We start from the raw sequence: 16,752 nt of genomic DNA, 5'->3' as shown, positions 1-16,752 counted from the left end.
CCACCGGCTCCACGGCCGGCTGTCCCACGGTGGCCTCGGTCGTCATCTGGCGTCTCTCCCTTGATCGGTCAATCAGCCGTTATTTGTACAGTCCCTAGAGCCGGTTTGGCTTCGTGGACGCGCAGGTCGGTGATGGCGTAGACGGTCTCGGTGGTGAAGCGTTTCGGCTGGTCGAGGCGGCGTCTGCGGCGGCGGATCCGCAATGCCTGGGCCGCGTGGGGGAAGTCGATCCCGGTGGAGATCGTCAGAATCTGGAGGGTGCGGATCTCGCGGCGGCCGTGGCCGCGGTCGGTGTCGCGGGCCGCTTCTGGGACGGCCTGCCAGGGCAGGCCGGCGAGTTGGGCGTGCAGGTTGGGCTGGTTGGCCTTGACGGTCAGGATCCAGTGGGCGCCGCGTTCGGCGAGGTAGGCGACGTGGTCGCGTTGGCAGTGCAGGGCGTCGGCGGTGATGACGGTGTCGCGGAGGTCGCTGATCTGGTCGAGCAGCGGGGTGAAGCGGGTGATTTCGTTGGTCTTGCCGTCCACGTCGGTGCTGGCCAGGACCACGCCGGTGGCCTGGTCGCACGCGGCGAGGACAGGCGCGGCGGTGGTGCCGGAGGTGCGGGAGCCGCGCAGTGTCTTGCCGTCCACGGCGATCGCCCGCCGCTCGGCCGGCGTCCTGCTCATGGCCCGGGTGGCGAGCCAGCCGCTGACGGCCGCGGTGAGCAGGTCCGCATCCAGGGCCTGCAACAACCGACGGACCATCGCCTCTGACGGACGCCGGTCCGGGACGATACCCAACGCCAACGCGGTGGCATCCGGGACGTCGGCGATCCACTCGGCGATCGCGGTGTACGAGCGATAGCCGGCCACCACCGCACACACGGCCGCGGTGACCACGACCGCCAACCGGTGCCGCACACCACGGCGAGCGCGAGGATCCGGCAGACCCGCCAGCGCCGCAGGCAGCCCAGCAGCGGTTCGGGCACGGTGACATCCGGCGCGCCAGACAAAGACGAGATCAGCGATGATGGCAGGGCGGGCATGACTCACTTCGGACGATCAATAAGGCGTAGGAACCTCGATGATCATCTGAACCGGTCATGCCCGCCCTGCTACCACCAGCACGGGCGCGTCTACACCAACCACATCAAGCCGGACAGCCTCACGACTTTGCCGGGGCCCTGGGTGGTGGCCGGCGGCCTCGACCGGCACGCTGCTGATCGGCACCGATGGCGTGTACGACCTGGCCGACGGCAACGACCGGATCCTGCTCGGGCTCAAGGGCCAGATGTGGGAGATCGAGCTGCCTTTCCTGCTGGGCCGGTTGCACGGGGCGAAGCTCGCCGTAGCCCATCGGGGGTGAAGCTACGCCATCCGCTGCCGGTCGCGTACGGCTACGACGAGGACCGGCAGATCATGCGCGTGCCGTCGGATGACTACGGGCGCAAGGACCGCCGGTCAAAGTCGCCGTGTCAGTCGTCGGGCTCCACGGTGAACCACCAGTCGCCGCTGACGTGGACCTGCAGCCTGACGCCCAGACTTGTCTCGGTCTGCTCCTCTGCTGGGGCGTCGGGCGGGGTGCCGGGAACGTAGGAGTAGTACCAGTTCCACTTCCAGGAGCCGTCGCGGAGGTGGAACGATGTGCCGGGGCCCCAGCCGCCCTTCTCGATCCGGTAAATGTTCACGCCCGAGTTCTCGATCGCGTCAGATACCCGGGTGAACGCCGCATCGCTCTCGGTGTCAAACGGCAGCTCGGGGTCGTCGGGGTTCGCGCAATCGGAGTCGCGGTCCCGGAACGCTCCGTGTGACCAGGTGAACACGCGACACGCCGGATGACCCCATGCCGCTCCCTCATCGAGGTACGACGTGAGCCCCAGTTGCTCGGCCACCGGCAGTACCTGAAGCTCTAAGGCCGCGACGTCTTGGAGCATCCGCTCGCGCGGGTACACGGGTGGGTTGCCTTGGTTCGGGAGCGAATTGGTGTCGTATCCGAAAGGCGTGGCGAACGTGCCGATGCCGGGCAGATCGATCGGGCCGATCGCTGTGAGTCCGACGAGGGCGGCCACGACCGTGGCCATGCCGCCAAGCGCCCGCCGGCCTCGGCTGCGGCGCAGCGCTCGTCGGGCAGCGGCGAGGGTACGCCCGGCATCGGGACCGGTCTCCGGGTAGCCCGGGGCGTCGGCCCGCAGGCGGGCAACGATGTCATCGTCGTCGTGTAGCTGGGCGCTCATTGCAGATCCCCTTCCGCGAAGATCTCGCGCAGTCGCGCGATGCCCCGCGCGTGGTGGGACTTGACGGTGCCGACCGAGATCTCCAGTTCGTGTGCAACCTCGGTCTCGGTAAGGTCGAGCAGGTGTCGCAGCACCACGACCCGCCGCTGTGCCAGCGGCAGCCGGGCCAGAGCTTGGACTACGGCGTTGCGGGCGAGGACGGTGCGCGTGTGGTCGGGCCCGGGCCGATCGGGCAGCCTGACTGGGTCGACGAGGACCTCGCGACGCGTGCGCCGCCACCCGTCGATGCGAAGGTTGACCAGCACACGGCGCGCGTAGGCCTGTGGGTCGCCGTCGCGCACCACGCGCCAGGACCGATACGTGCGCTCGTAGGTGGCCTGGACCAGTTCCTCGGCCCGGACCGGGTCACCGCACAGCAGCACAGCAGTGCGTAGCAGGTAGCGACCGGACGCGGCCACAAACTCAAGGAACTCCTGGTCACGCGTGCCCGTTGCCCCGACGCGGAGGCGGGCGGCATCCGGCTCGTCAACCACCGCGGGCACCACGGACGCCGGGCCGACGGTAGATGGTTCGCTGTCCATGCTCACACTAGCCACCACGCAGCAGCATTGCTGAAACGTTGTCACGGGCTGAGAAGATCTACCCCGAACCATGCCCGCCGGGAGCCGGCGGAGCGCTGGCGGTCGGAGCGGGCGGCTGCCGCGTTTCGATCGTCGTAGCACACCGGTCAGCTCCGCGCGGCTTGACGGGCGGCATCCCCCGGATCGCCGGCTTGCCCGCAGCCTGTCTGGCACGAGGACGGGCTTACGGCCTCAGCGTTGCGGCGGACCCGGCGAGCGGAACTGGTCGAGGAACGGCCCGAGGGGCGGTATCTGTCCGGTCGGTCCAGTGCGCACGACCACCGCCGGGACCGGGATCCGCTCCGCGAGTGTGGCTAGGTCGCCGCCGTCCGGGACGCACGTAATCAACAGAACGCCCTGCATACCGGCGGCCGGCAACCGGGCCAGAAATACCTCGGTGAACTCCGGCGTGAGTAAGCCGTGCTCGGTCGGCGCGAACATCGCGAAGACGCCGACTCGTACGTCGCCGGAGAGCACGACGTGCAACAGCGGGTCGCCGGTTCCCGGATCTTCCCGAGGGGTCAGTTGCTCGCCGGTCAGCATCGCTGCGTCCCGCACGCGCGCTTCGAACAGCAGCACGTCGATCAGGGTCACCAACGGCTCGGCGTACTTCTTCGGGCTCGCTTCCTCGATCGTCGACAGCACCAGCCTCGCCTCGTTGTCCGGCAGGTGGGCAGCGAGGTCGCGGACCGCCCGACGCAACCGCGCCGCCATTCGGAACTCGAACTCCATGAGCTTCGCACTGAGCAAGGGCATCCCGTTGACCCCGAACAGCACGAACAACCCGCCGACGAGCAACAGAGCCACGCTGCCGGCCTGGTTGACGGAGAGGAACACGGCGAACACGCCGACGGTGAGAAGCGCACCGCCAGTCGCCGTCGCGATGATCCGCTCCCACGTCGTCAGCGGGAACGCACCGTCGGCCAGTCCCTCGGACTCGTCAGACATGCACATAAACTAATTGATGGACACAAGTGCCCGTGTTCGCGAACGAAGCGCCCGCATTGGCCACGACAATTTCAAGCCGGTGAACCGCCCCGGACCTGGTAGAGACGGATGTTCCCCGGGTTCGGTGGAGTCGGGCGACGTCATCGACCAGGCGAAGGCCGGACCGGACGTCAAGAGAGCCCGCGAGCTGCACGGAGGCGTACCGCCAGCGGCAGGTGGGAGCAGGCGTCGGCGAATCGCAGGGCGGCGTCGACTCGTTCCCGGCCGGCGACCCGGCGGAAAAGCTCGACGGATTCCTCCGGTGTGAAGGCCGGCAGGGAGACCCACTGGGTGACCGGCAGGTCGGGGATGCGCCGGCTACCGGTGACGATCATGGTTCGCCGGTGCCGGCCGGCAGCAGCAGACGCAACTGCTCCGGGGTATGCGCGTGGTCGAGCAGGATGAGCAGGCGGCGTCCGCGCGAGACGGTACGCCAGAGCGCGGCCCGCTCGGCGAAATCGTCCGGGATCGCCGTGGGTGGCACGCCGAAGTTCCCGATCGAGCCTGACGCGCTGTGCGGTCGGCTGTCGCGCCGCATCCGAGGGCCGGTTATCCGACCCAGGTCATCACCGCCACGGCGACCATTCCCAGTGCCAGAGCGCCGAAGACGACGACCAGCACCCGCCGACGCCAGCCGCGCTGCGCCGGGTCGTGGACGAGGGGGGCTGATCCGCGCTGGTCGGGACGGCGAGCGATTGCGCCAGCCAGCCGCTCAAGATCCGCGATCTGGCCAGCGGCCGTCAACCCGATCGTCTCCGACACCTCGGGCAACGGCGGTGGGGCGGAGACGTCTTGTGTCTCGTACAGAGGCTCGATCCGCGGGGGCAGCCGGCGAAAGCGGTCGTTCACGCGACCAGAGTCGCAGACGTCGCCAAGGCAAACCTCGCGGTCGAGATGGCGGCCGTACCGCACGAAGAACAGCAAGCAGCGATCAGGCGGCAGCGACGAGATTGGCGGCGATCTCCGATTGGCGGATTCGGGGATCAGAGCAGGACGAGTAGAGCCGCGCCGACGGCTGCCGCCGGGATGGTGGTGATGACGGTGGCCAGGGCGGCGGAGTGCCGGCGCAGGGCGGCGAGCGGGATGAGCGCGTCACCGTCCTGGCTGAGTGCGTTGGCGACCAGGGTCGGCAGCGGCAGCCCACCGCCGACGTAGAGGCCGGTGAAGACGATCTGTACAGCGCAGCCGGGGATGAGGCCGATCCCGGCGCCCACCAGGACGCCGACGATGCCGGTCAGGGCGAGTTGGGAGCCGTCGAAGCCGGTGGTGGTGGTGACGAGCTGCCAACCGAGGTAGGCCGCGGCGACCCAGACGGTGACGAAGGATGCCTCGTGGGCGCTGTGCCGCAGGGTGGCCCCCATCGATTGGGGATGCGCCGTCTCCAGACTGTCGTCGGCCAGCCGGCCACGACCGGCAGCGAAGATCGACAGTGCGATCGCCGTACCGAGAACGCCGAGCGCGAGGTACGGGTCGACGCCGCCGAAGGCCCGGGTCAGCACGTTCACGTCGATCATCTGGAAGAGCACCGGCACCGATACCGCGAAGGCTGGGGTGGTGACTCCCCAGAAGGTCGTCGACGCGGATATCCGGGGCGTCAGTTTGGCGAACAGCCGCCGCTTTTCGGGGCCGTCCGGCAGACCGGCGAAAACCGGGACGGCCGCAGGTGCCACGGGCGCGACCGCCGCGGGCCGCCGCTGGACCGCCCGGGCCGGGTCGATGCCGAGTGCGTCGACGACGTATCCGGTGACGAGTCCGACGACGAAGAGCAGGGCGTGGAGCTTGGCGGCGAACAGGGGGTTCCAGGCGAGCACGACCCAGGAGGAGTCACCCATGGTGGCGGTCAGGGCGGCCACCACCGTACCGAAGGAGACCTTCCCCCGGGCGTAGAGCGGCATGAGCACGATGGCGCCGCCGCAGCCGGGACTGACGCCCAGCAGCGCCCCGGCCAGCGGGCCGAGCCGGCGCCGTCGGGTGAACACGTCGGTGGCCTTCTCGCCGTAGCGCCAGCGCAACCAGCCGAAGATCGCCACCATGACGGCGACGTATACGCCCACCTGCATGAACGCGTCGGCGAGGGGACGGAGCACGAGTTCGGTCACAGCGCACCTCCGGGGAAGCCACGGCCCGCAGGGGAGAAACCTCCTCGGCCGGAGGACAGCTACCCCGGTTACTGACCCGTCCGGGCCAACTGGTGGCCTCGCCGGGTCAATCCGTCCTGGAGATCGGGGAGCAGCTGCTCAACCGCCACCCACCGCGGCCCCTACCGCTCATTCGGCACGGAGATGCATGGTTGGGACGTAGCTGGGAAGGAACAGACATGCCGCAGTCTGCCGCGCTCCGGGTGGCCGTCGTCGACGACCATCCGATCTTCGTCTGCGGCCTCGAACTGCTGCTCCCGACCGCGACGGCTGGGCGGGCGCGGGTGGTGGGCTCCACCGTTGACGCCGCTGCGGCTGCGTCGCTGGTGAGCCGGTGCCTTCCCGATCTGGTCCTGGTCGACCTGCACATGCCGGCTCCGGGAGGGGTCCGCGCGGTGGGGGCGATCCGGCGGACCACACCCCGGGTACGGGTCGTGGCGATGGCCGATACGGACGATCTGACATCCCCCTTGGCGGCGCTGCGCGCCGGTGCCGAGGCGCTCGTGCCCAAGAGTGCCGAGCCGGAGGAACTCCTCCCACCACTGCTGGCCGTCCTCGACGGCTGGGCGGTGCTGCCTGCGCAGATGCTGCGCACGTTGCTACGCCCCGGCCGGGTTCCGCCTGCCGACCTCGACGCCGCGGAACGTACTCTGCTCCGGTCGATCGCCGCCGGTCGCAGCACCCTGGCGATCGCCGACCAGATGCACGTCTCCGACCGAACCGTGAAACGGATGACCGCCGCGCTGCTGCGCAAGCTGCGCGTCTCCAGCCGGGCGGAAGCGGCGGCGCTCGCCGGCCACGCCGGACTGCTCGACGATTGACCATCCGGTCACCCGGGACAAGGCGCGGGGTGGAACGGTACGCCCGCGCGCGCAAACCTCAACGTCGCGACGTTCGCGATCCCTTCGGCTTCTTGCCGAGGGTGAGTGCGATCATCACGACGATCAGCGCCCACAGGATCACGAAGGTCGAGATGGGGCGGCTCTGCGTGGCCGCGCCCACGTACCCTCCGACCGCATAACTGGCCAGGCAGAGCAGCCCGATCATGGCCAGCCTGCGGGCACCGGCGGTGTCGCCGCCGCCGAAGACCCAGTCGGCGAGGCCCTGGGTGGTACGCAGCACGGTCCCGGTCTGGTACGACGTCGCGGTCTGCACGCCGAAGGTTCGGACGATGAGCCCGCCGAGGATGCCGATGGGGAAGGCGCACAGGGCGGTCAGCACCGTGCGCTCGGTCAACGAATCGCGACCCGAGCCGAGTGCCCGGTCGACCAACCCCCATACGACGAGCAGCACCAGCATGGCGAACAGTTCCATGCCCGGCGGCGTGATCGGGCCGATTGCCGGAATCCGTCGGATACCGGCGCCGAGTAGACCACCAAGGCCAAAGGCGACAAGCGACGCCACCGCGGATGGCCATGCGGGGAGATGACCGGCCAGACCCATACCGACGAAGACCACGTTGCCGGTTTGAATTCCGACGAAGACCTTGTACCGAAGGAATGCGAAGGCATCGACCACGCCGGCCAGGCCAGTGCCCAACACCAAGGCGAACAATGGGGCGTGGAAGTCCACTTCACTCAATCGCCAACGACTCGGTGCAACCTGGGCCGATCGTCCAGATTCGTGGTGGGAGTTAGGCATTCGGCGCTCTACCCCGGAATCGCGCACGACAAACCCGCTGCCATCGCTTCGGTGGAATGGCGCGATCGCGTGATTCCCCGGCGGGCGCAGGTTCGCCAGGATCGCGGTTATGACCAACGCCGCGGCGACCACCGTGTGGCGCCGGCGATACGCCATCGACGACGAAGGAGGGTGCCATGCACCTGGCCCCAATGGCCAGAATTCGCATCAAGTTCTATTCGTTCGCGGTTCTGGCCGCCGCCGGAATCACCATTGACGCTCCCATCTGGAGCATCGTGGCACCAATCTTCATCTGTGTCGCGATCCCGCTCGCAGTCGCGGCCCAAGGCACTGGGCACGTCCGCGATCTGTTCCTTCCGTCCCGGGTCGCCGCTCCGGTGCCCGCCGCCAGAAAGGCTGTCCGCCATGCCCAGATCCGCTGACCGGCCGATGTCGTCGAACGGCGACGGCTCGATGATCGGCACCCTTCCGCGAAACGCTGCGATCGACCGGGCGCACCCCGATCTGGTCAATCCGCCTTCCACGGATCATGGCCTGCTGCCGAACCTGGTGTTTCCGTTCTCGCTGTCCCACACCCGCCATGAGAGCGGCGGCTGGACCCGGGAGGTCACGAACCGCCTCCTGCCGATCGCCCATGATCTGGCGATCATCGACATGAAGCTCGACCCGGGGGCCTACCGGGAACTGCACTGGCACATCCAGTCCGAGTGGGCGTTCATACTCAAGGGCAGTGCCCGGATCGCCGCGGTGGACCAGGAGGGGCGCAACTTCCTGGAGGATGTCAAGGAAGGGGACCTCTGGTACTTCCCGGCCGGTATCCCGCACCACATCCAGGCGTTCGAGGAAGGCGTCGAGTTCCTTCTGGTGTTCGACGACGGCTGCTACTCCGAGGACGCGACCTTCCAGGTGACCGACTTCTTCGCCCACGTGCCCAAGGAAGTGATCGCCAAGAACTTCGGCTGGACGATGGAGCAGATGCGCAACCTGCCGGAGCGCGAGAAGTACATCTTCCCGGGGGAGATTCCGCCCCCGCTCGCCGAGGACCGGGTCTTCAGCCCCACCGGTGACGTGCCACGGACGTTCAAACACCAACTCCTCGCCCAGACGCCCGAGCGATTCGAGGGCGGCAGCGTACGAATCGCCGACTCGACCAACTTCGCCGCGGCGACCACGACCACGGTCGCGATGGTGGAGCTCGAACCGGGCGCGATGCGTGAGCTGCACTGGCACCCCAACGGAGCCGAGATGCAGTACATTCTCTCGGGTCGCGGCCGGATGGGCGTCTTCGCGAATCACGCCACGGCCCGGACCTTCAACCTGGAGACCGGCGACGTCGGCTACGTGCCGATTTCCATGGGCCACTACGTGGAGAACATCGGCGACGAGCCGTTCGTCTACCTGGAACTGTTCCGTACCGCGAAGTTCGAGGACATGTCGCTCATGCAGTGGCTCGCGAACATTCCGCCGGAGGTGGTCGCCGCCACCCTCAACATGCCTCGTGAGCTGATCGAGGTGATGCCGAAGGAGAAGCACGCGGTGCAGCGGCACTGAAACCGCTCCGTTCTGCGCTCGTACGCGAATGCTACGACCGAATTCATTCGGTCGTAGCATCCTTTTTACGGGCGTCCCAGACCAGTGCCAGCGCCACCCGGCTCCGGACACCGAGTTTGGTGTAGATCGCGCGCAGATGGGTGTCCACGGTGTGGAATGAAATGAAGAGATCGCGCGCCGCCTGCTGTTTCGTCGCACCGCGGGCCAGCAGTTCGGCCACCCGGGCCTCGGCGGGGGTCAGCGCCTCGACGCCGTTACGCGTCGGTTGGGCGCGGCTTCGGCCGCTGTCGCTGATCTCGCGGCTGATCTGACGGGCCCGGTCCTCATCGCCGTTCGCGCCGAGGCGTACGTAGAGCGCGCCGCACTTCTCCAAGGCGGTGAGCGCCTCCCGCGCCGGCAGGCGGGGTGACCTCGCCAGGTCGAACAACGCGTCGGCCAGTGCCGGGCGCGCGGAGGTGGTACGCAGCCGGGCCACCGCTGTTCGCAACGCGGCGGGATCACCGGTCACGAGGCCATCCACATGGTGGGCGACCCCTCGCCAGAGCCGAATGTTCGTCTTCCCCGCAACCCGCTTCAGTCCGCTGGCAAGCATCTCCGCCCGCGGCTTGTCACCCAGCAGCAATGCGGCGCGGACCAGTCGTGGCCCGTGGTGCGGCACCAGGAGCAGCTGAGCCAACGACCGGTCGGTCATGTCGATGGTGGCCCGAATCAGCGCGGCATGCCGGTCCGGTTCGGGGTCGCCGGCGACGGCGCAGCCCAGCCGGAACCACTGCATGTTGTCCGGCCAGTCCAGCGCGGGCTTCTCCGAGGTCAGCAGCGCGCGGGCCACGGCCAGCTCGCCCCGGCGCAGGAGGACCTCCACCACCGTGGCGAGCAAACTGACTCGCGCCTCGTCCGGCAGCGCGTCACCTGACCCCTTGAGCGCCAGTCGGGCGAGCGCCTCCGCTTCGGAGAACTCACCCACCGCGAGGTGGGCAACGCAGTCCAACGCGGTGAGCAACGGCTGTGCCACCACACCGAGGGTCTCGATCTCCGTGGTGACCGTGGTGAGGGCCGTCCGCGCGTCGGCGAACTGGCCCAGCGAAAGCTGGTTGGCGATCCGGTCGACGCGCAGGAAGACCGCCTGGGTCCGAGCCGCGGGTTCGCCGGCGTCGACCTCCCGCAGGATCCGCCCGGCACGCGACACATGTCCGGCGCCCGAGGCGCTGGCCGCGCAGGCCATGGCCAACTGGAGGTCACCGCCGGGGGCCGGTGCGGCGGCGTGTGCCCGCTCCGCCTCGGCCAGCAGCTGGTCGGTGTCCGGATGGCCGAATCTGGCCGCCACCGACGCCAGCATCGTCAGGACCCAACTTCGGCCGGCGACGTCCGCGTGCTGTACCAGTGCTCGGTTGAGATAGGCCATGGACAGAGAGGGGCGTTGGGACGCGTAGTAGGCGCCCATCCGGCCGAGCAGGAAAGCCCGCTGGCGTGGCCCGTACCGGTCGGACGCCACCTGTCGTGCAGCAGGGCCAACGCCTCGGTGAGCCGCCCGGCCAGGAAGAGGTTGTCGGCGGTGGCGATGAGCCAGTCCAGGCGGGCACCCGGCTCATGCGGTGCCCCGTCCGAGAGCAGCAGGTCCGCCGCGAGCGCCGGGCTCACCGCCGGGTCGGTCACCAACCGGGCGACCACCACCCGGGCGGCGTGGCTCACCACCGGCATCGCCTGGAGCATCTGACTGGCGGCCTGGGTCGAGTGGCCTGCCACGGCCAGCACCATCGCCGCCGTTTCGTGCAGGGCCCGGCGCAACGACAACGGAACGGAGCCCAGTATGCCGTCGCGGAGTTGAGGCGAGGACAGTCGCAGACCGGCGGGCGTGTCGACCAGGACATCCCGGGCAACCAGCTCCTCCACCGTCGCGTCGACGGGCTGACCCGGTGCCATACCTGACCGGACGACCATCTGTTCGAGGAACCACAGTTCGCACGGGGCGTCGGCGACCGCGACCGCGCGGAGCACGCAGCGCTCGACGGCGGTCATCGGCGCCGAGCCGCCGGTGTGCATCTTGGGACGGTTGGTCAACGACGTATCGGGCAACAGAACCCACCTTTGGTCAACGCTTCCCGACATCCGGCCTCAGGCCGTGGCGTTGCGGGTCGGACCCGTCACAGCGAGGCTAACCAGGCGGGCAGCTACTCCGGCTCGATTCAGAACAGAAAGACGAGGTGGATTCAGATAGCGGCCAGTCGTGTCCTTCTTGACGAGAGAACGAGCATTTTCCGCCGAAAAGCCGCTAAGTTGCTGGAATGGTCGCATTCGGATCGGTGTGAAGACCTGACGGATCTGCCTGACCGCACATCCGGAGCCGTGGAGAACCCGATGGTCAGCTCTGAACCCCCACAGCCCGGGCAGCGGTCGGGGTGGACCGGCCTGGACGATTCGCGCCGCGAGTTCCGTCTACCGTTCCTGGTCCTGGCCTTGACCACTGGAATCGCCGGCTTCGTCGACGCCTTCGCCTACCTCAGCTACGGCGCCTTCGTCGCCAACCAGTCCAGCAACGTCGTCTTTCTCGGCATCGGCCCGGCCGGCCGGCATCCCACCTGGCCGGCAGCGGCGGCGTCGCTGGTGGCATTCGCCGCCGGAGCGGGTGTGGTCACTCGGCTGCGCGCGACGCGGAGCCGATGGTCTGCGCCCGTCCGAGTTCTCGTCGCCACCGTGATCGCCACGTCGGTGTGGGCCGTCCTCAACGTCCTGCTCCAGTACGGCCGGCACGGGCCGCAGGCGCGGATCGCGCTGTCGGCGCTCGGCGGATTCGCCATGGGTTGCCTGGCCACGCTGTTCGTGCGCACCGCCGGGGTCGCCACCACCATCACGTACCAGTCGGGCACGGTGGCGAAGACCGGCGAACGGATCGTCAGTTGGCTCGCCGGCCCGGGCGTGGACCGGACCAAGGCTCGCCGGGCCTCGCTGCTCGGCCTGCTGACGCTCGTCGGGTATGCCGTCGGCGGCGGCATTGGCACCCTGGCGCAGCAGCGACCTCTCTGGGTGCCAGCCTGGGCGACGCTCGCCCTGGTCGCCGTGATGTTCATGGTCCGCCCGAACCCTGCCCGCACCCGCAGCCACACCTGACCCGCGGTGCCGGCTGCTCGCGCCGCGTTCGCCGCCGGTGACCAAGTTCACCGAGAGTCACGCAATTTTGCCGACATGCTGTCGATAAAGTTGCCGACATTCCGTCGGAAAAATCGCGGGGGATGTCTCTCGAGGAGGACTTATGTTCCTGGCGTTGCGCGAGCTCCGCTTCGCGCGCTGGCGATTCACCCTGATGGGCAGCGTGGTTGCCCTGATCGCGGTGCTGATGGTGCTGCTGTCGGGGCTGTCGTCCGGCTTGGTCAACGACGGTGTGTCCGGATTGCAGCGACTCCCGGTCACCGCCTTCGCCTTCGATGGGGAGACCAAGATCGACTCTGCCTTCTCGCGCAGCGTGGTGGATGGCCAGCAGGTCGACCGGTGGCGTCAGCAGCCCGGCGTACGGGAGGCGGAGCCGTTCGGCAACCTGCTGGTCAACACCCGTAGCAGCCGCGACGTGCCCGTCGACCTGGCTCTCTTCGGCGTGGAGCCGGGCTCCTTTCTCGCCCCCACGGCTGTCGAGGGAACCGGTCTGGGCGCACCGGACGGCATCCTGGTGTCACGGACCGCCCTCGATGCCGGGCTGCGCGTCGGGGACACGGTGACCGTGGACCGGATCGGCACGGTGCTGACCGTGGTGGGCGCCACCGCGGACCAGCACACCTACGGTCACGTCGATGTGGCGTACCTGCCACTGGACACCTGGCGACGGCTGCATGCGGGCGTCGGTCCCGGCCAGGACCTTCCCGCGTCGGCGGCCGATCGCGCAACGGCGATCGCGATCCAGGCGGACGACACCGTCGACCTCACCGCCGGCGACGCCGCCGCCGGCACGTCGACCGTCAGCAAGCAGGAGTCGTACGGTGCCTCGCCGGGCTACACCGCCGAAACCACCACGTTGACCCTCATCCAGGTCTTCCTGTACGCCATCTCGGCGCTCGTCGTCGGCGCGTTCTTCACGGTCTGGACGATCAACCGCCGGCACGAGCTCGCGGTACTGCGCGCGATGGGCGCCGCCAAGCCTTACCTGCTGCGGGACGGACTCGTACAGGCGCTGGTCATCCTGACGGCGGCGATCACCGCAGGCGTGGCGGTCGGCGTCGGTCTCGGCGGCCTGATGGGCGGCAGCGGGGTGCCGTTCGCCCTCGAAGCGCCCGCCGTCACCATCGCCGCACTGCTGCTGGTGCTGCTCGGTCTCCTGGGTGCGTCCGCAGCCATCGTCCGCGTCACGACCATCGACCCGCTCGCCGCCCTGGGAGAACAGCGATGAACACCACCGACCGTAAGGGCCTCGTCCTGGCCGGCGTGACCCTGCGCCTGGGGGACGGCGACGCGACGGTCACCGCCCTCGACGGCGTCCACCTGACGGTCGATCCGGGCGAGTTGGTCGCCGTCGTCGGCCCCTCGGGCGCGGGCAAGTCCAGCCTGCTGGCCGTCGCCGGCGTGCTGACCACCCCCGACGAGGGAACCGTCACCATTGACGGCCGCGACGTCGCCGCGATGAGCGCCAAGGATCGGGCGGCCTACCGCCGGGATCACGTCGGGTTCGTGTTCCAGAGCGGGAACCTGCTGCCGGCGCTCACCGCGGTGGACCAGCTCCGGCTGGTCACCAAGCTGAGCCGCCGGCGGATCGACGACCGCACCCCGACGCAGTTGCTCGCCGACGTCGGGATGGCGCACAAGGCCGACCGGCGGCCGCACCAGCTCTCCGGCGGCGAACGGCAGCGGGTCGGCATCGCCCGCGCCCTGGTGGGGCGCCCGCTGCTCCTGCTGGTCGACGAACCGACCGCCGCGCTGGACCGGGCCCGCAGCCACGAGGTGGTGCGACTGCTGGCCAAGGAGACGAAGCAGTCGGCGGTCGCTACCGTGATGGTGACCCACGACCAGGACGTCCTGGAACACTGCGACCGGGTGGTGGAGATGATCGACGGACGGCTGTCCGCCGGCTGACGGACGCGAGGGAGGGCCCGTGCCGCGCATCAACGCGCCGACGGTCGCGCAACACCGGGCCGAACGGCGCCGGGCCCTCCTCGCCGCCGCCCGTACCCTGCTGGCCGAGGAACCCGGACACGCCCCCACCCTCGCCGCGGTGGCGTCCCGCGCGGGCCTGCCCCGTTCGTCGATCTACGAGTACTTCCGCTCCCGCGACGACCTGCTGCTGGAGCTGGTACGGGAGGTGCTGCCGAACTGGTCGCGCCAGGTCACCGAGGCGATGGCCGAGGCCGGCACTCCCGGCGAGCGGGTGCTCGCGTACGTGGCGACGAACCTGCGCCTGGTCGCCGAAGGGGAGCACGCCCTCGCCGCCGCGCTGATCGAGTCGGTGCCCGGCGATGAGGTCAACGCCAGCTCCCGTCGAATGCACGAGCAGATGAGCACCCCGCTGGTGGCTGCGCTCACCGAACTGCAACTTCCCGATCCGACCAGCACGGCAGCCCTGATCAGCTCGGTGGTCTACACCGCCAGCCGAATGATTGAGGCGGGTGCGGATGTGACCGCCACTGAAGAGCGGGTCCGGGAACTGCTCGGTCCCTTCCTGTCGCACCGCGTCGGACGAACCGAGGCTACCGAGTCATAGCATTCATGAGGCAAGCGGCGTGACGAGGATGGTTCTGTCGCTGAAGAATACCGGCACGGGCGAGCCGCCCTCGGCGCGATACTTCGCCGTGAACGTCGTCCGACCCGGCTGGAGATCGGCGAGAACGGTCGTGGAGGCAAAGGGTTGCGTCACGCTGAACGGGACGTCGATGCCGCTGAGCGACAGAAACGACCTGGCCGCGCGGTCGAGGCTCGGCGGAATCTGGTTGGCGCCGGTCGCCTCGAACGACATGGCTCCTCCCTGTGACAGCACGCCGTCGTCCGACGAGCCGTAGGCGATGGTGGCGCCGACGGTGACGGCGTACCGCCCGGACCGTCCGATGGACACAGTCACGGTCGGCCCGACCGTTGCCAGGTCGACGAACGTCCCGGACCCGTCGGCCGGCTCGACCGCTGCGATGCTGTCGGCGGCCTGGTTCCGTGCAGTGGGTCCGGCGAGCGACACGATCGTCCAGGCGCCGCCAGCGCCTCCGACGAGTCCGCAAAGGGCGGAGAGCAGCAACTGCCGCCGTGGCATCCGCAGAGGCTCCGAGTTGTGTGGCGGCGGATCCGCCGACAGATCGATCATTGCGGCTCCTCTCGCACCCCACCGGCGATGACGGCTGCACCATGACGTCATCGTTCCAGCGAGTCGCGACGGCGAAAAGGCTGCCAGGTGGAAGGGAGCGGCCATGTTCATCGCTCATCTGAGCGACCCTCATATTCGCACAGGCCCGCTGGCGGGCGAGCCGGCTGCCAACCTGCATCACGTATTGGCGCGGATCCTTGTCCTGCAACCGCGACCGGATTGCGTGGTCATCACCGGTGACTTGTGCGAGTACGGGCACCCCGGCGCCTACCCGGATCTTCGTACGCTCACCGAAGGCTTTCCCATACCGATCCACCTGGCGGCCGGCAACCACGACGACCCTGAGGCCCTGCTGACCACCTTCGGCGGCTCGCCGTTTCTTGGTGGCACCGCCGCGACCAGATACCGCGTCGACTACCCCGCAGCGTCCATCATCGTGCTCGACTCGCGTCGCTCCGGCAGCCCGGCGGGGCTGCTCGGCGACGAACAGCTTGCCTGGCTTGACGGCACCCTGGCCCGCCGGGCCGACGTGCCCGCGTTCGTCTGCCTGCACCATCCTCCGGTACCGATAGGTATCCCGTTTCTCGACGGCATGCGCCTCGACGATGGGGCTGCCCTGGCCGAAGTCATCTCGCGGCACCGACACGTCGCCCGGGTCCTGGCCGGTCACGTCCACCGGGTGATCTTCGTGCCCTTCGCCGGAACCACGTTGACCATCGCACCGAGCACCTACCGTCAAAGCGCGCTGCGCCTGCATGACGCTCAGCCGCCCGGCTATCTCGCCGAGCCCACCGGTTACCTGCTGCACTAGCTCCTGGACCGCAGCTGCATCACACACTCCATGCCCGCCAGCCACGCCGCCGGAGTGCTCGGCGGTTTCTAGGCCAGCAGTACGCTACTGGCTGTTCGCGCTGGGTGGCGACGGCTGCGCAGACGTCTTCGCGGCCAGCCGCTCATCGAGGTACGCGGCCACCTGCGCGTCCTCGGCTGGGGTCAGCGTGGTGCGGCACAGGTACCGGGGCTCGTTCTGGTCGGCGCAGTCCAGGCGGTACGCCTCCCGGCCGCGACGGATCTGCTTGATCGCCGTCCACGGCAGCCGTAGCGAGACGTCGACCGCGGTGTGCCATTCGATAGCATCCGCGGTGAATCGGCACCGCACGGGTGCCAGCATCTGCGGGTTGCGGCGCAGGAACCGGCGGGGGCCTTCGATCACCGCGGCGAGGCACCAGATCATTCCGATTGGGAGACCGAGCAGCCCGGCGAAAAGCCAAGCGCCGTCGGCCGTGAACGTACCGATGCTCGTAAGTATCAGTAGCAGACCGACAGCGCCAGACAGTC

The 16,752-nt window shown here is 69.0% G+C and carries 22 protein-coding genes; 9 read left to right on the top strand and 13 right to left on the bottom strand.

From position 1 onward, the window contains the following. Window positions 1–68: 68 nt before the first annotated feature. A complete protein-coding gene (locus AB0M52_RS15290) occupies window positions 69–1,031 on the bottom strand; it encodes an ISAs1 family transposase (protein ID WP_363953581.1) in 963 nt (320 codons plus the stop codon). Between the two features lie 184 nt (window positions 1,032–1,215). Here AB0M52_RS15290 and AB0M52_RS15285 point away from each other — a divergent pair, with 184 nt between their 5' ends. Further along, entirely contained in the window at window positions 1,216–1,344 is a 129-nt protein-coding gene (locus AB0M52_RS15285) for a hypothetical protein (RefSeq protein WP_363953579.1), read from the top strand. A 109-nt stretch (window positions 1,345–1,453) separates the two neighbouring features. Here AB0M52_RS15285 and AB0M52_RS15280 read toward each other — a convergent pair whose 3' ends face one another. From AB0M52_RS15280 to AB0M52_RS15250, 7 genes are all read right to left on the bottom strand, one after another. Beyond that, the gene (locus AB0M52_RS15280) at window positions 1,454–2,212 is read right to left on the bottom strand and encodes a hypothetical protein (RefSeq protein ID WP_363953577.1); all 759 of its coding nucleotides are present in this window, start codon (window positions 2,210–2,212) and stop codon (window positions 1,454–1,456) included. Next, window positions 2,209–2,793 (bottom strand): SigE family RNA polymerase sigma factor, encoded by a 585-nt coding sequence (locus AB0M52_RS15275; protein ID WP_363953583.1) that lies wholly within the window; start codon window positions 2,791–2,793, stop codon window positions 2,209–2,211. The genes AB0M52_RS15280 and AB0M52_RS15275 overlap by 4 nt, the downstream gene beginning before the upstream one ends. Window positions 2,794–3,024: 231 nt before the next feature. Beyond that, window positions 3,025–3,780, bottom strand: coding sequence for a hypothetical protein (locus AB0M52_RS15270; protein ID WP_363953575.1), 756 nt, complete (start codon window positions 3,778–3,780; stop codon window positions 3,025–3,027). A 170-nt stretch (window positions 3,781–3,950) separates the two neighbouring features. Then, a complete protein-coding gene (locus AB0M52_RS15265) occupies window positions 3,951–4,154 on the bottom strand; it encodes a hypothetical protein (RefSeq protein WP_363953573.1) in 204 nt (67 codons plus the stop codon). Further along, window positions 4,151–4,303, bottom strand: a complete 153-nt coding sequence (locus AB0M52_RS15260; protein WP_363953571.1) for a hypothetical protein — start codon at window positions 4,301–4,303, stop codon at window positions 4,151–4,153. The genes AB0M52_RS15265 and AB0M52_RS15260 overlap by 4 nt, the downstream gene beginning before the upstream one ends. 65 nt (window positions 4,304–4,368) lie before the next feature. Continuing rightward, window positions 4,369–4,743: a hypothetical protein gene (locus AB0M52_RS15255; protein WP_363953569.1), complete on the bottom strand. Its 375-nt coding sequence runs from the start codon at window positions 4,741–4,743 to the stop codon at window positions 4,369–4,371. Between the two features lie 59 nt (window positions 4,744–4,802). Then, window positions 4,803–5,918, bottom strand: a complete 1,116-nt coding sequence (locus tag AB0M52_RS15250) for a putative manganese transporter (RefSeq protein WP_363953567.1) — start codon at window positions 5,916–5,918, stop codon at window positions 4,803–4,805. Between the two features lie 218 nt (window positions 5,919–6,136). On the opposite strand from AB0M52_RS15250, the gene AB0M52_RS15245 reads away from it, so the two are divergent. Further along, complete coding sequence (locus tag AB0M52_RS15245) at window positions 6,137–6,778, top strand: response regulator transcription factor (protein WP_363953565.1); 642 nt, start codon at window positions 6,137–6,139, stop codon at window positions 6,776–6,778. Between the two features lie 58 nt (window positions 6,779–6,836). Here the strand turns inward: AB0M52_RS15245 and AB0M52_RS15240 are convergent, their stop codons facing one another. Further along, on the bottom strand, window positions 6,837–7,754 hold the full coding sequence (locus tag AB0M52_RS15240; protein ID WP_363953563.1) for a YoaK family protein: 918 nt from the start codon (window positions 7,752–7,754) through the stop codon (window positions 6,837–6,839). 20 nt (window positions 7,755–7,774) lie between these two features. Here AB0M52_RS15240 and AB0M52_RS15235 point away from each other — a divergent pair, with 20 nt between their 5' ends. Both AB0M52_RS15235 and AB0M52_RS15230 read left to right on the top strand, forming a co-directional pair. After that, a complete protein-coding gene (locus tag AB0M52_RS15235) occupies window positions 7,775–8,020 on the top strand; it encodes a hypothetical protein (protein ID WP_363953561.1) in 246 nt (81 codons plus the stop codon). Then, on the top strand, window positions 8,004–9,149 hold the full coding sequence (locus AB0M52_RS15230) for a cupin domain-containing protein (protein ID WP_363953559.1): 1,146 nt from the start codon (window positions 8,004–8,006) through the stop codon (window positions 9,147–9,149). Before AB0M52_RS15235 ends, AB0M52_RS15230 begins: the two co-directional genes overlap by 17 nt. Window positions 9,150–9,192: 43 nt before the next feature. Here the strand turns inward: AB0M52_RS15230 and AB0M52_RS15225 are convergent, their stop codons facing one another. Next, window positions 9,193–10,473, bottom strand: coding sequence for a LuxR C-terminal-related transcriptional regulator (locus tag AB0M52_RS15225; protein WP_363953557.1), 1,281 nt, complete (start codon window positions 10,471–10,473; stop codon window positions 9,193–9,195). A 14-nt stretch (window positions 10,474–10,487) separates the two neighbouring features. Continuing rightward, entirely contained in the window at window positions 10,488–11,207 is a 720-nt protein-coding gene (locus tag AB0M52_RS15220; RefSeq protein WP_363953555.1) for a hypothetical protein, read from the bottom strand. A gap of 297 nt (window positions 11,208–11,504) precedes the next feature. On the opposite strand from AB0M52_RS15220, the gene AB0M52_RS15215 reads away from it, so the two are divergent. The 4 genes from AB0M52_RS15215 (at window position 11,505) to AB0M52_RS15200 (ending at window position 14,826) form a co-directional block, all read left to right on the top strand. Then, window positions 11,505–12,254 carry a YoaK family protein gene (locus tag AB0M52_RS15215; RefSeq protein ID WP_363953553.1) on the top strand — a complete coding sequence of 250 codons (750 nt, stop codon included), beginning with the start codon at window positions 11,505–11,507 and terminating at the stop codon, window positions 12,252–12,254. 142 nt (window positions 12,255–12,396) lie between these two features. Beyond that, window positions 12,397–13,521: an FtsX-like permease family protein gene (locus AB0M52_RS15210; RefSeq protein ID WP_363953551.1), complete on the top strand. Its 1,125-nt coding sequence runs from the start codon at window positions 12,397–12,399 to the stop codon at window positions 13,519–13,521. Then, window positions 13,518–14,201: an ABC transporter ATP-binding protein gene (locus AB0M52_RS15205; protein WP_363953549.1), complete on the top strand. Its 684-nt coding sequence runs from the start codon at window positions 13,518–13,520 to the stop codon at window positions 14,199–14,201. Before AB0M52_RS15210 ends, AB0M52_RS15205 begins: the two co-directional genes overlap by 4 nt. A gap of 19 nt (window positions 14,202–14,220) precedes the next feature. Beyond that, window positions 14,221–14,826, top strand: a complete 606-nt coding sequence (locus AB0M52_RS15200; protein WP_363953547.1) for a TetR family transcriptional regulator — start codon at window positions 14,221–14,223, stop codon at window positions 14,824–14,826. 3 nt (window positions 14,827–14,829) lie between these two features. On the opposite strand, the gene AB0M52_RS15195 is transcribed toward AB0M52_RS15200, so the two are convergent. Next, the gene (locus AB0M52_RS15195) at window positions 14,830–15,414 is read right to left on the bottom strand and encodes a hypothetical protein (RefSeq protein WP_363953545.1); all 585 of its coding nucleotides are present in this window, start codon (window positions 15,412–15,414) and stop codon (window positions 14,830–14,832) included. 103 nt (window positions 15,415–15,517) lie between these two features. On the opposite strand from AB0M52_RS15195, the gene AB0M52_RS15190 reads away from it, so the two are divergent. Continuing rightward, window positions 15,518–16,225 carry a phosphodiesterase gene (locus tag AB0M52_RS15190; RefSeq protein ID WP_363953543.1) on the top strand — a complete coding sequence of 236 codons (708 nt, stop codon included), beginning with the start codon at window positions 15,518–15,520 and terminating at the stop codon, window positions 16,223–16,225. A gap of 84 nt (window positions 16,226–16,309) precedes the next feature. Here AB0M52_RS15190 and AB0M52_RS15185 read toward each other — a convergent pair. Next, window positions 16,310–16,752: hypothetical protein (locus AB0M52_RS15185; protein ID WP_363953541.1), on the bottom strand; the 443-nt coding region annotated here is incomplete at its 5' end.

Source organism: Micromonospora sp. NPDC051296 (assembly GCF_040682255.1).
GTDB classification, from domain to species: domain Bacteria; phylum Actinomycetota; class Actinomycetes; order Mycobacteriales; family Micromonosporaceae; genus Micromonospora; species Micromonospora craterilacus.
Note: the sequence above shows the minus strand (reverse complement) of the source record. Positions and strands in the feature narration are given on the sequence as shown.

What these genes read in the sequence shown, in the direction of transcription:
- AB0M52_RS15280 (WP_363953577.1), bottom strand. Translation starts at nt 2,212, where the DNA reads ATGAGCGCCCAGCTACACGACGACGATGACATCGTTGCCCGCCTGCGG.
- AB0M52_RS15275 (WP_363953583.1), bottom strand. Translation starts at nt 2,793, where the DNA reads ATGGACAGCGAACCATCTACCGTCGGCCCGGCGTCCGTGGTGCCCGCG.
- AB0M52_RS15270 (WP_363953575.1), bottom strand. Translation starts at nt 3,780, where the DNA reads ATGTCTGACGAGTCCGAGGGACTGGCCGACGGTGCGTTCCCGCTGACG.
- AB0M52_RS15265 (WP_363953573.1), bottom strand. Translation starts at nt 4,154, where the DNA reads ATGATCGTCACCGGTAGCCGGCGCATCCCCGACCTGCCGGTCACCCAG.
- AB0M52_RS15245 (WP_363953565.1), top strand. Translation starts at nt 6,137, where the DNA reads ATGCCGCAGTCTGCCGCGCTCCGGGTGGCCGTCGTCGACGACCATCCG.
- AB0M52_RS15240 (WP_363953563.1), bottom strand. Translation starts at nt 7,754, where the DNA reads ATGGCGTATCGCCGGCGCCACACGGTGGTCGCCGCGGCGTTGGTCATA.
- AB0M52_RS15235 (WP_363953561.1), top strand. Translation starts at nt 7,775, where the DNA reads ATGCACCTGGCCCCAATGGCCAGAATTCGCATCAAGTTCTATTCGTTC.
- AB0M52_RS15230 (WP_363953559.1), top strand. Translation starts at nt 8,004, where the DNA reads ATGCCCAGATCCGCTGACCGGCCGATGTCGTCGAACGGCGACGGCTCG.
- AB0M52_RS15215 (WP_363953553.1), top strand. Translation starts at nt 11,505, where the DNA reads ATGGTCAGCTCTGAACCCCCACAGCCCGGGCAGCGGTCGGGGTGGACC.
- AB0M52_RS15210 (WP_363953551.1), top strand. Translation starts at nt 12,397, where the DNA reads ATGTTCCTGGCGTTGCGCGAGCTCCGCTTCGCGCGCTGGCGATTCACC.
- AB0M52_RS15205 (WP_363953549.1), top strand. Translation starts at nt 13,518, where the DNA reads ATGAACACCACCGACCGTAAGGGCCTCGTCCTGGCCGGCGTGACCCTG.
- AB0M52_RS15195 (WP_363953545.1), bottom strand. Translation starts at nt 15,414, where the DNA reads ATGATCGATCTGTCGGCGGATCCGCCGCCACACAACTCGGAGCCTCTG.
- AB0M52_RS15190 (WP_363953543.1), top strand. Translation starts at nt 15,518, where the DNA reads ATGTTCATCGCTCATCTGAGCGACCCTCATATTCGCACAGGCCCGCTG.